The sequence below is a fragment of the Novosphingobium jiangmenense genome (genome assembly GCF_015694345.1).
Classification (GTDB): domain Bacteria; phylum Pseudomonadota; class Alphaproteobacteria; order Sphingomonadales; family Sphingomonadaceae; genus Novosphingobium; species Novosphingobium jiangmenense.
The window spans coordinates 37,223-49,221 of the sequence record NZ_JADQDC010000008.1 but is presented as its reverse complement, the minus strand read 5'-3'; the positions used below and the strand labels follow the sequence as shown (position 1 = coordinate 49,221).

The window sequence follows — 11,999 nt, the reverse complement described above, 5'->3', positions numbered from 1 at the left end:
CTCAGGGCCGGTCGAGCACGTATCCCAGCGAACGCACCGTTCGCAGTGGCGAGCCAGCCCCGACGTCGCGCAGTGCGCGGCGCAGGCGGCTCACCCAGGCATCCACGGTGCGTTCGTCGATGGGCTGGTCATGCTTGCCCAGCGCCGCGATCAGCTGCTGGCGGCTGAACACGTGACCCGGCTTTTCCATGAGGTAACGCAACAGACGCATCTCGTTGGGCATCAGCAGCAGCGGACGTTCCCGCCAGCGCGCCTGCATCGCGGCAAGATCGAGCGCCAGTTCGCCAAGCCTGAGCAGGCGGGCAGGGGCCTCATGCTCGGGCAACTGGATCGACAGCACGCGGTCGAGCAGCGCGTTGCGGTCCACCGGCCCGACGATGTAATCGTCTGCCCCGGCCCGCAGCGCCCGCCGCTTGGCCTCGGCGTCGTCGTCTTCGAGAATCATCGTGATGTGCGCGTCCTGGCCAAGGCTGTCGGCGCACCGCAACCGGCGGCACAGCTCAAGTCCTGACATTTCGGCCAGCACCCAGTCGACGAAGGCCCAGGGCCGCCCTTCCATCAGCGGCAGCGGCGCGTCGGCCTTCCAGCGATGGAACACCACGCGCAAGTCCGAATGCACGAACGCCTCGCGCCCGCCCGCAAGGTCACCTGTCAACAGAATGTCGATATGCCGCATTTGAACAAAGCCCCAGACAATGGGCACGTTCTGTCGCGGTTATGTGACGGGCGCATGACGATGTTACACCGCGCAGCAATGCTTCGGGGCAGTGCTGCTCCCCTCCCCGCAAGCGGGAGGGCCAAACCTGAAACTCCCCTCCCGCAGGCGGGAGGGGTTGGGGGTGGGCAAGCGTTCCCCCGCCAACCTGTCAGACTGGCAACCCGACATAATTCTCGGCAACGCTGGTCTGCGCGGCCACGCTGCTCGAGATGTAGTCGAGCTCGGCCACCTGCATGGCGCGTTCGAACGGGCCATCGTCCGGGAAGCGGTGCATCAGCTTGGTCAGCGTCCACGAGAACCGCTCGGACTTCCACACCCGCGCCAGCGCCTTGGCCGAATAGCCGATCACGGCATCGTTGTCGGCGCGCTTGAAGAAGCCGGTCAGCGCCTCGGCGGCATAGTGCACGTCGCTGGCCGCCAGGTTCAGGCCTTTCGCGCCGGTCGGCGGCACGATGTGCGCCGCATCGCCGCACAGCAGCAGGCTGCCATGGCGCATCGGTTCGAACACATAGGAGCGCAAGGGGGCGATCGACTTCTCGATCGAAGGTCCGCGCGTCATGTTCGCAGCAGCTTCAGGCCCAAGGCGCACGGCCAGTTCGTCCCAGATCCGCTCGTCCGACCAGTCCTCGACCTTCTCGGTCAGGGCGACGTCGACATAGTAGCGGCTGCGGGTGTGGCTGCGCATCGAGGCGAGGGCAAAGCCGCGCTCGTGGTTGGCATAGATCAGTTCGTGGTTGCACGGCGGCACGTCGGCGAGAATGCCCAGCCAGCCGAACGGATAGACCCGCTCGTACTCCTTCGCCACGCTGGCGGGGATCGCCTTGCGGCTTGGCCCGTGGAACCCGTCGCAGCCGACGATGAAGCGCGCATCGATGCGCTGTTCGGCGCCATCAAGCGCATATGTCACGTAGGGCGCATCGCTCTCGATCTCGTGCAGCGCCACATCGCTTGCGCCATAGATCACCTGCAGCCCGCGTTCGGGAGCGGCGTCCATCAGGTCCTTGGTAATCTCGGTCTGGCCATAGACGACCACGGTCTTGCCGGTCAGGTTCGCCACATCGATGCGGATCAGGCGCTCGCCATCGGCAAGGTTGAAGCCTTCCTCGACCAGCCCCTCTGCCTTGAGCCGCGCGTCAAGTCCCAGTCGGCCCATCAGGCCGACCGTGATCTGTTCGAGCACGCCCGCACGAATGCGGCCCAGCACGTAGTCCGGCGTCTGGCGTTCAAGCACGACGCAATCGACGCCCTCGGCCTTGAGCAAGTGTCCGAGCAGCAGCCCGGCAGGGCCAGCGCCGATGATGGCAACCTGGGTCTTCATGGCAATCTCCCACGCGCCCGCACTGGGATGCGGGATCAACGCGGCTGAATTTGACAGAACACGGGTTTGCGCGGAATGCAGCGTTAGGACAAACAACTGGCACTTTCGGGACATGACCGAGTCCATTCCGCGCTATGCCCTCTATGGCGAAGGCACGGCTTCCGCGCCCGGAGGCTTTGCCCATATCGAGACGATTGCCGAGCGTAGTGCGCTGCACGACTGGGAAATCGGGGTACACCGCCATGACCATTTCGTGCAGGTGCTGCTGGTAGAGGAGGGACACGCCGCGATCACGCTCGATACCCGCACGGTCGGGCTTGAAGGGCCGGGCAGGGTGATCGTCCCTGCCGCCGCCGTTCACGGCTTCCGCTTCCGCCAGGGCACGCGCGGCTTTGTCCTCACCTTGTCCACCGACTTTTCCACACGCGCGCTGACGGCGGCCGACCCCCTGATCGCGGCACTGGCCCAAGGCGGCATTGCCGAACTATCGGCGGAAGCTGCCGCGCGCGCGTTCTGGCTGGCGCGCGAAATGCTGGCGCTGCAGCAGGAGTGGCAGCAGCAGGATCCATTGTTCCTCTCGCTCGCGGAAAGCCTGATCCGCACGCTCGCCCGCGATGTTCCCGCTGCCGATGCGTCCGAACGGGCCGACCAGCGGCTCGACCGCTTCCGCCAGCTTGTCGAACTGCACTATCGCCAGCACCGCGATCTCGATTTCTATGCCGGTGCCCTGGGCCTCACCCGCCGCACCCTCTCGCGCCTCACCGCCGCGCGGCTTGGCTGCTCGCCGATGGACCTGATCCACCGCCGCCTCGCCTTGGAGGCACAGCGCCTGCTCCGCTACACCAACGCCACCGCCTCGCAGGTCGCCGCCGAACTGGGCTTCGAGGATCCGAGCTACTTCTCGCGCTTCTACCAGAAGGTCACCGGCAGGCGACCCTCGGCGGACAAGCGGCCCGACGTTTGACCTGCAAGGTTTTCCGCTGTCCTACAAGGCGGGGTTCATGTCATGAATCGCCGTGGAAAGAGGCCGTGTTGCGAGTCCCGCTTCCGTTCATCAACGCAGGGGCGGGGTGTATCTGACGCAGGCGTCAGTCTTTTTCTCTGGACACTGTAAACCCGTAAACACCTTGCGCTGCATCTCTCGCGGAAAATCCCGCAATTCCGCTTGTTTCGCGGCGCAAGTTCTCTATGAATTTTTCACGGATATGAACTGCGGATGAGGCTTTCTGAAATGGCAAAGATCAAGACCACCCACGTCGGCAGCCTCCCGCGCGGCGACGAACTCACCCCGCTCCTGCTCGCCCGCGACAAGGGCGAGGCCTACGACACCACCGAGTTCGACGCCAAGGTCTCCGCCGCCGTCGACGCCGCAGTGAAGATGCAGGTCGAGGCCGGCGTCTCGGTGGTCTCCGATGGCGAACTCGGCAAGGTTGGCTACTCGACCTACATGATCGAGCGTCTCTCAGGCTTCGGCGGCCACATCGACCGCAAGCCCGCCGCCGACCTCGCCGAAGTGCCCAACCTCGCCAAGAAGCTCTCGGCGATCATGGGTAGCCAGGAATTCGTCCGCGCCTCGTGCATCGGCCCGGTCCGCAAGGTCACGCTGCAGCCGCTGCACGACGACATCCGCCGCTTCAAGGCCGCGCTCGCCAATCACGCCGCGCCCGATACCGAAGCCTTCATGAACGCGGCATCGCCCGGCCTGATCACCGCCTTCCAGGTCAATCGCCACTACCCCAGCCACGAAGCCTACCTCGCCGACCTCGCCGATGCGATGCGCGAGGAATACGAGACGATCGTGGGCGAGGGCTTCTACCTCCAGCTCGATTGCCCCGACCTCGCGATGAGCCGCCACACCGGCTACCAGGACATGTCGGAGGAGGACTTCCTCAAGGTTGCCGCTGCCAACGTCGAGGCGCTCAATGCAGCAACCGCCAACATCCCGCCCGAAAAGATGCGCATGCACATCTGCTGGGGCAACTACGAAGGCCCGCACGATCACGACATTCCGCTCGAACGCGTGATCGACATCGTGATCAAGGCTCGCCCCGCCACGATCCTGTTCGAGGGCGCCAACCCGCGTCACGAGCACGAATGGACCGTGTGGCGGGACGCCAAGCTGCCTGACCACAAGATCCTCGCGCCCGGCCTGATCGATACCTGCTCGAACTACATCGAGCATCCCGAACTGATCGCCCAGCGCATCGAACGCTTCGCCAGCTTCGTCGGCGCGGACCGTGTGGTCGCCAGCACCGACTGCGGCTTCGGCACCTTCGCCGGCTATGGCAAGCTCGATCCCATCGTGACGTGGCGCAAGCTCAAGTCGCTGCGCGAAGGTGCCGACATCGCTGCGAGCCGCCTGTGAGCCCCGAGGATCGCCGCGCCGCAGAGCACGACTGCGCCCGCCTCGTCGCGCTTTACGCCAATCTCAACGACGATGCGCGGTGGGACGAGGTGGCGGCGCTCTACGCCGAGGATGGCGTGATGTACCGTCCGACCGCGCCCGATCAGGGCGTTGAGGGTCGCGAGGCTATCCTTGCGGCGTTCAAGGCCCGCCCGCCGCGCACGACGCGGCATGTCTGCTCGAATGTGGTCATCGACGTCGAAGGCCCGGCCACTGCACGCGGCACCAGCGCGATGCTGCTGTTCACGGGCGAGGGCGCGCCGCTGGTCGGCTCCTTCCACGACCGCTTCGTGCTGACCGCCGATGGCTGGCGCTTTGCCGAGCGGCGCGGGAGCCTGACGTTCAAGTGAACGCCCCTGCTGCCTCGAACCCGGTGAAGTCGGCGATGCGCACGCTCGACGTGATCGAGTACGTCGTCGCCAACCGGCAGGGCGCGGTGGCGCAGGAGATCGCGGGCGCGCTGGCGATCCCGGTCAGCAGCCTGTCCTACCTCCTCGCCACGCTGACCGAGCGTGGCTACCTGACGCGGGAAGGTCGGCGCTATCTGCCGGGGCCGGGCCTGCAGCGGCTGCGCGCGCCCGACGCGGCGCTCACGCTCGAGGATCGCGTGGCGCCGCTGGTGCGGGCGCTGCGCAGCGAACTGAACGAGACATCGTCGTTCATGGTTCGCCGTGGCTGGGAAGTGGAGGCGCTGGTCACCGAGGCCAGCGATCAGGCGCTGCGCTATGCGGTCGATCCCGGCACGCGGCGCCCGCTCCATGCCCTTGCTGCGGGCAAGATCATGGCGGCGTGGCTGCCTCCGGCAGAGATGGAGCGGTATTTCGCCGAGACCGAGCGCGCCAAGCTGACCCCGCAGACGCGCACGACCGAGCAGGAGCTACGCGCCGACTTCGCGGAGATCATGGCGACCGGCTTCAGCCTCGCGCAGGAAGAGGCGACGGTCGGCATCTGCGGCATGGCGGTACCGGTGTGGATCGACGAGCAACTGGCGGGCGCGTTCAGCGTGGCGGTGCCGGCAGTGCGCTTCACTGAAGAATTGGCGAGCCGGATCCGCGAACTCCTGCTCCGTAGCGCAGGAGCGGTGAAATGATGGAGCGACGTTCATTCCTGGGGCTGCTGCCCGCTGTTGTCGGCGCTATGGCGGCACCCGGTCTGGTCAGGGCTGCGGCAGACCAGCGCCGCTACCGCGTGATCTGCGACAACGACTTTTCGGGCGATCCCGATGGGCTGGTGCAACTGGCGCAGCATCTGCGCTCGCCGTCCATCGACATCCGTGCGATCATAGGTTCGCACCTCCACGCCGATGAGGCCTGGGCCAAATCCGATCATCAGGCAACGGACTCCGCCAACCGCGCCCGCGAATTGATGGGGGTGATGGGGCTGACGGACAAGGTGCCCGTCCTTGCCGGAGCCGAGAAGGCCATGCCGTCGATGACGGTTCCCGCCCGCACGGCTGCGACCGATGCAATCATCGCCGAGGCCATGCGCGATGACTCGCTGCCGCTGTTCTACTGCGCCGGTGCTGGGCTCACCGATCTGGCGTCGGCGTGCCTGATCGAGCCGCGCATCGGCAAGCGGCTGACGCTGGTGTGGATCGGTGGGCCGGAGTATCCCGGGCTAGGACTGCCAGTGCCCGGAGGTTCGCCCGGCGAATACAACATGACGATCGACGTCGCCGCGGCGCAGGTGATCTTCAACCGCTCCGACATTGCGATCTGGCAGGTGCCGCGCAACACCTACCGCCGCATGCTGTTCTCGATGGCCGAGCTTGAGCAGATGAAGGCCCAGGGCGGCACCGGAGCCTGGCTTGCCGGGCAGATCGAGGGCATTTCTGCCGCTGCCGCAGGCATGGGGCTGAAGGTGGGCGAAGCCTACGCGCTTGGCGACAGTCCGCTGGTGACGTTGACCGCGCTGCAATCGGCGTTCGAGGCCGATCCGTCGTCGAGCGATTACGTCATGGTGCCCGCGCCGAGCATTCAGGCGGACGGGACCTACAAGCCGAACCCGAAGGGCAGGCCGATCCGCGTCTATGTGACCATCGACACCCGCCTGACCTTTGGCGACATGCTGGCCAAGCTCAAGAAATAAGGGCCGGATCGCTCCGGCCCCGTTCGCTCAAGCCCCGGTCGCTTACTTCTTCATGCCTTCGGTGATGCGCTGGGTTTCGGCGCGGGTCGAATCCGGGCCGGTGTTGCGCTTGTAGATGCCGCCTTGGCCCGCCGCGCGGTTGAACAGTTCGGGATCGCCTTCGCGCTGCTCAAGGCCGAACAGCGGAAACAGGCCGGGGTGCCGACCGAGGCCGCCGTAGAGATCGAGGCAGCGTTCGATCCACGGACGCAGCGGATCGTCGTTGGCAAGGACCGGCGTCTTGCAGACCGAGGCGGTGAACAGGATGCCGCCCATGATGCGGAAGTCGGCATAGTTCGGAGAGGAGCCGCCGAGCCATTCGTGCTGGCCGAGTGCTGCACGCAGCGGTTCGAGCGCGGCGCTGATCTTGGGCAGGCGCTCCTCGCGACCGGCCTGGACGTCCTCGAGCTTGCGGCCGAGCATCTTCTCGCGGCTGTGGGTGACGTATTCGTGGTCTGCGGGGACCGAGAGATCGCGGTAATCGGCGCAGAAGCAGAACATCCACGGGCCGACAGCGGCGTTCCAGAACCAGTGGTCGAGCGCCTTCAATGTTGCGGCAACGCTTTCATGCGGAATCAGGGCCGGGCGGTCGGGATACTTGGCATCGAGGTATTCGACGATGCCCCAGCTATCGAGCACCCATTCGCCGTCGTCGACGATGGCAGGCAGGCGCTCGGTCTTGCCGCCGGTGCGCTCAAGAATGCCGGTAAAGCCGCCCGGCACGACATCGAGATCGAAGCCCTTGTGCTTGAGCGCGTACTTGGTTGCCCAGACGAACGGACTGATCGTCGCGCCGGTGGAAAGGGCGAGGTCGTAGAAGGTAATGGTGTTGTTGGCGGCCATGGGAATCCTCTCTCGTCGTTGCGATCAGTCTGCCAGATATTGTTAGTAACACAAACTAATTTTCAGCAGAAACGCAAAGAGCGCCGAACCCGTCGGGATGGGCCGGCGCTCTCGCTTTCGGGCTTGTGGCCCAAAGATTACTTCTTGGTGCGCCAGCCTTCGGCGTAGCTGTCGCGCGCGACTTCCGAGTAGGGGACCGCGGCAACGGTCGCCTTGATTTCGGTCTGGACGTGGGGCTCGACGGTCGGCTTGGTCGTGCCGCCGTTGGGCTCGCCCCACAGCAGGCTGACTTCGGTACCCGGCTCGACGAAGCCCGGTTCCATCATCGCGAGAGTGAGGAACTTGCCTTCGTTTGCGGTGTAGCCGATCCAGGTGGAGAGGCCGACCATCTTGCCATCGGCGAGGACCTGATCGAACGGGTGCATCGAGTAGACCGCGCTCGGGTACTCCATGAACTTTGCGCGATCGCCCTTGCTCAGCGCCGAGGACTGGACGCGCATGACGTCTTCGTTGTCGAGCGCGAGGGTCACCTTGGTGCGGTGATTGCCGGCAGCGGCCATCTTCTCGAGCGCGGCGCGGCCGATGAAGTCATGGTCGAACTTGACGAACGGGCCGTAACCGAGGTCCCACGGCGTGGTGTAGTAGCCTTCGATGCTCTCGGGAACGTAGCTGCCGCCGACCGAGCACTTTGCTTCGTAGGAGTTGGCCGAGAGCCATTCACGATAGGGGCGCAGCGCCTCGCCGGTGTAGATCGCGGGGAAGGGCGAGGGGATCCAACCCGATTCCAGCGTGTTCGACGAGTAGGCGCGGCCGCCGACGAGCGCCATCTGGAACTCCTTGCCGGCTTCGACCAGCGCGGCGTGGACGGCGCCGTAGTCTTCCCACGGGCCCATCAGTTCGAAACCGGGCTGGCCAGCCATGCCGTGGCGCAGCGCGCGCACTTCCTTGCCGCCGATGGTCATGCGGGTCATGTGGAAGAACTTGAGATCCGGTGCGGACTTGCCGGTGGCCTTCTCGATGATCATCATCGCGTTCGGGCCCTGGATCTGGAAGCGGTAGGAGTTGCGCTTGCCATCGGTGCGCATCGCCCAGCGCTCGTCACGCTCCACGGTGACGTTCCAGTTGCCCGAAGCGGCGTGGTACTCGACCCATTCGATCGTCGGCGCGCGGCCGACGAGATTGAAGTGGTTCTCGTCGAGGTAGAACAGGATCACGTCGCCGATGACATAGCCATCGGGGGTGACGGGGACGAACTGCTTGGCGCGGTCCGGCTGGAAGTTCTTGAACGAGTTGATGCCGAGGTGCTCGAGCATCTTGAAGGCGTCCGGCCCCTTAACCGCCAGATCGACCATGTGGTACGACTGGTTGTAGAGAACGGCAGAGTGTGCCCATGCCCACTGTTCGTTGCGCCAGTTCGAGTATTCCGCCGGAACGCCGGGATAGACGTTGGGGCCGACCTGCTGGTTGCGGACGAAGTTGACGAGGTCACCGGCGTTCTGGATGACCTGCTCTAGGGTCTGGGACATTTCTCAAGCTCTCCCGATGCGATTTCACGGATATGGACTCGCCATGCCTCATTTTCGCGTGCTTGAAAAGTTCGGAATGCTGAATTGGGTGAAAAATTGTATGTGACGCGTACGGATTTGTGCGAACACGTGGCCTGTCTCGTCATTCCCGCGTAGGCGGGAATCCAGACTTCGTCTGCGCCGAGTTGCTCTGGCTCCCCGCCTTCGCGGGGATGACGAAAGCATTTCCTGGCAAGCAGGAGGTTCCGACCGCCACAAACGGAAAGGGCCGGTCCTTGCGGACCAGCCCCTTTGCGTGTCGGTTAAGGCAGATCAGCCTTCGACGTGTTCGGCAAGAACCGTAAGGCCCTTGGCGCCGACTTCGGCGAAGCCGCCCTGGACCGTTATCTCTTCAGGGGCCGACCCTGCCGACTTGTAGACCTTGATCGTCCCGTCCTTCACCGTCGACATGAACGGTGCGTGGCCTTCCAGCACGCCGAATTCACCGTCGGTGCCGGGAACGACGACCATGTGGACCTCTTCCGAACGGACGAGGCGGGCCGGGGTGACGAGTTCGAAGTGGAGAGACATCTCTAGCCTTTCGGTCTCCCCGGGCGGACCCGGGGAGCTAGGTCAATCAGGCTTCAGCAGCCAGCTTCTTGGCCTTTTCGACCGCTTCGTCGATGCCGCCGACCATGTAGAACGCGGCTTCGGGAAGGTGGTCGTACTCGCCGTCGACGACAGCCTTGAACGAACGCACGGTGTCTTCGACCTGGACGAACTTGCCCGAGATGCCGGTGAACACTTCGGCGACGTGGAACGGCTGCGACAGGAAGCGCTGGATCTTGCGGGCGCGGGCGACGGTGAGCTTATCTTCTTCCGAAAGCTCGTCCATGCCGAGGATCGCGATGATGTCCTGCAGCGACTTGTACTTCTGCAGCGTTTCCTGAACGCGGCGGGCGGTCTGGTAGTGCTCTTCACCGACGACGGCGGGCGTCAGCACGCGCGAGGTCGAGTCGAGCGGGTCAACCGCCGGGTAGATGCCGAGTTCGGAAATCGCGCGGTTCAGCGTGGTCGTTGCGTCAAGGTGAGCGAACGAGGTGGCTGGCGCCGGGTCGGTAAGGTCGTCCGCGGGAACGTAGATCGCCTGCACCGAGGTGATCGAACCCTTGGTGGTGGAGGTGATGCGCTCCTGCAGCGCGCCCATGTCGGTGGCGAGCGTCGGCTGGTAGCCCACGGCCGAAGGAATACGGCCGAGCAGAGCCGACACTTCCGAACCCGCCTGGGTGAAGCGGAAGATGTTGTCGACGAAGAACAGAACGTCCTGGCCTTCCTGGTCACGGAAGTATTCGGCCATGGTCAGACCCGAGAGAGCGACGCGAGCGCGGGCGCCCGGGGGTTCGTTCATCTGGCCGAACACGAGAGCAACCTTCGAACCGTCCGGAGTCGGGTTGCCATCGGCGTCCTTGGCGATAACGCCGGCGTCGAGGAACTCGTGGTAGAGGTCGTTGCCTTCGCGGGTGCGTTCACCGACGCCTGCGAAGACCGACACGCCGCCGTGGCCCTTGGCGATGTTGTTGATCAGTTCCTGGATGAGCACGGTCTTGCCGACGCCCGCGCCGCCGAACAGGCCGATCTTGCCGCCCTTTGCGTAAGGGGCGAGAAGGTCGATGACCTTGATGCCGGTCACGAGGATCGCGGCTTCGGTCGACTGCTCGATGAATTCCGGAGCCTTGGCGTGGATCGGAGCGGTCTGCTCTGCGCCAACCGGGCCACGCTCGTCGATCGGATCGCCGACGACGTTCATGATGCGGCCGAGGGTCTTGGGGCCGACCGGCACCGAGATCTGCGCGCCGGTGTTGGTCACCGGCTGGCCGCGGGTCAGGCCGTCGGTCGAGTCCATCGCGATGGTGCGGACGGTGTTCTCGCCGAGGTGCTGCGCGACTTCGAGAACGAGGCGGTTGCCGTTGTTGTCGGTTTCGAGCGCCGAGAGAATCGCGGGGAGTTCGCCCTCGAACGCCACGTCGACGACGGCGCCGATGACCTGGCTGATCTTGCCGGTAGCTGCTGCGGTGGCCATTGTTGTTTCCTTGCCTTCTATCTCAGTCGTCAGAGCGCTTCAGCGCCCGCGATGATTTCGATGAGTTCGGTGGTGATCGCGGCCTGGCGGCTGCGGTTGTACTGGATGGTGAGCTTGTTGATCAGCTCGCCCGCATTGCGCGTCGCGTTGTCCATCGCGGTCATCGACGCGCCCTGTTCCGAGGCTTCACGCTCGAGCAGGGCACCGAAGAGCTGCGTGGTGACGTAGCGCGGCAGCAGTTCCTCGAGGATTTCCTCCTCGCCCGGCTCGTACTCGACCACAGCGTCGATGGCGCCAGAAGACCCTGGGGTGTTGGTAGGCGCGGGGACCGGGATGATCTGCGTGGTGACCGGCAACTGGGTCAGCGCGTTCTTGAACTCCGGCGCGACGAGATGCGCGACGTCGAACTTGCCCGCTTCGAACATCTCGAGAAGTTCGCGGGCGATGGCGCTGGCTTCGTCGAAGCCGGGCGTGCGCACGTTGCCGGTGTCGTATCCGGCGGCGATGCCGTTCGGATAGTCACGGCGGATCGGAGCGCGACCCTTCTTGCCGACGAGATAGAAGCTCACCGTCTTGCCCGCCGCTTCGAGCGCGCGCGCCTGGAGCTTGGCTTCCTTGACGATGTTCGAATTCAGACCGCCGCACAGGCCCTTGTCGGTGTTGACCACGACAAGGAGGTGACGCTGGTCGGAGCCGGTGCCGCGCATCAGCAGCGGTCCGTTGTCCTGGCCTGCGACCTTGGCGGCGAGGCTGCCCATGACTTCCGCGAGGCGGCTGGCATAGGGGCGCGCGGCTTCGGCAGCCGCCTGCGCCTTGCGCAGCTTGGCCGCCGCGACCATCTGCTTGGCCTTGGTGATCTTCTGGGTCGACTTGACCGAGTTGATCCGGCCCTTGAGTTCCTTGAGTGAAGCCACTCTCGTTTCCTTCCTCTTTCGTCATTCCCGCGCAGGCGGGAATCCAGTCCGGGTTTGCGCTTTTTCGCTCTGGATCCCCGCCTTCGCGGG

Annotated in this window: 12 protein-coding genes; 5 read left to right on the top strand and 7 right to left on the bottom strand. The window is 65.0% G+C overall.

The window, feature by feature from the left end:
* Position 1 precedes the first annotated feature (1 nt).
* Together I2488_RS12390 and pobA are read right to left on the bottom strand one after the other, a co-directional pair.
* Entirely contained in the window at positions 2-676 is a 675-nt protein-coding gene (locus tag I2488_RS12390; protein ID WP_196276129.1) for a response regulator transcription factor, read from the bottom strand.
* 190 nt (positions 677-866) lie between these two features.
* Positions 867-2,036 (bottom strand): 4-hydroxybenzoate 3-monooxygenase, encoded by a 1,170-nt coding sequence (gene pobA, locus I2488_RS12385; RefSeq protein WP_196276128.1) that lies wholly within the window; start codon positions 2,034-2,036, stop codon positions 867-869.
* Positions 2,037-2,148: 112 nt separating this feature from the next.
* On the opposite strand from pobA, the gene I2488_RS12380 reads away from it, so the two are divergent.
* The 5 genes from I2488_RS12380 (at position 2,149) to I2488_RS12360 (ending at position 6,528) form a co-directional block, all read left to right on the top strand.
* Entirely contained in the window at positions 2,149-3,000 is an 852-nt protein-coding gene (locus I2488_RS12380; protein ID WP_196276127.1) for a helix-turn-helix domain-containing protein, read from the top strand.
* Between the two features lie 267 nt (positions 3,001-3,267).
* A complete protein-coding gene (locus I2488_RS12375) occupies positions 3,268-4,401 on the top strand; it encodes a cobalamin-independent methionine synthase II family protein (protein WP_196276126.1) in 1,134 nt (377 codons plus the stop codon).
* On the top strand, positions 4,398-4,790 hold the full coding sequence (locus tag I2488_RS12370; RefSeq protein ID WP_196276125.1) for a nuclear transport factor 2 family protein: 393 nt from the start codon (positions 4,398-4,400) through the stop codon (positions 4,788-4,790). The genes I2488_RS12375 and I2488_RS12370 overlap by 4 nt, the downstream gene beginning before the upstream one ends.
* The gene (locus I2488_RS12365) at positions 4,787-5,530 is read left to right on the top strand and encodes an IclR family transcriptional regulator (protein WP_343071062.1); all 744 of its coding nucleotides are present in this window, start codon (positions 4,787-4,789) and stop codon (positions 5,528-5,530) included. Before I2488_RS12370 ends, I2488_RS12365 begins: the two co-directional genes overlap by 4 nt.
* A complete protein-coding gene (locus I2488_RS12360) occupies positions 5,530-6,528 on the top strand; it encodes a nucleoside hydrolase (protein ID WP_196276124.1) in 999 nt (332 codons plus the stop codon). The genes I2488_RS12365 and I2488_RS12360 overlap by 1 nt, the downstream gene beginning before the upstream one ends.
* A gap of 42 nt (positions 6,529-6,570) precedes the next feature.
* On the opposite strand, the gene I2488_RS12355 is transcribed toward I2488_RS12360, so the two are convergent.
* The 5 genes from I2488_RS12355 to I2488_RS12335 form a co-directional block, all read right to left on the bottom strand.
* Positions 6,571-7,410 (bottom strand): beta-etherase, encoded by an 840-nt coding sequence (locus tag I2488_RS12355; RefSeq protein ID WP_196276123.1) that lies wholly within the window; start codon positions 7,408-7,410, stop codon positions 6,571-6,573.
* A gap of 137 nt (positions 7,411-7,547) precedes the next feature.
* Complete coding sequence (gene desA / locus I2488_RS12350; protein WP_196276122.1) at positions 7,548-8,936, bottom strand: syringate O-demethylase; 1,389 nt, start codon at positions 8,934-8,936, stop codon at positions 7,548-7,550.
* A gap of 312 nt (positions 8,937-9,248) precedes the next feature.
* Complete coding sequence (locus I2488_RS12345) at positions 9,249-9,506, bottom strand: ATP synthase F1 subunit epsilon (RefSeq protein WP_039335066.1); 258 nt, start codon at positions 9,504-9,506, stop codon at positions 9,249-9,251.
* Positions 9,507-9,552: 46 nt separating this feature from the next.
* On the bottom strand, positions 9,553-10,995 hold the full coding sequence (gene atpD / locus I2488_RS12340) for a F0F1 ATP synthase subunit beta (protein WP_196276121.1): 1,443 nt from the start codon (positions 10,993-10,995) through the stop codon (positions 9,553-9,555).
* A gap of 29 nt (positions 10,996-11,024) precedes the next feature.
* Positions 11,025-11,909 (bottom strand): F0F1 ATP synthase subunit gamma, encoded by an 885-nt coding sequence (locus I2488_RS12335; protein ID WP_196276120.1) that lies wholly within the window; start codon positions 11,907-11,909, stop codon positions 11,025-11,027.
* Positions 11,910-11,999: the final 90 nt, after the last annotated feature.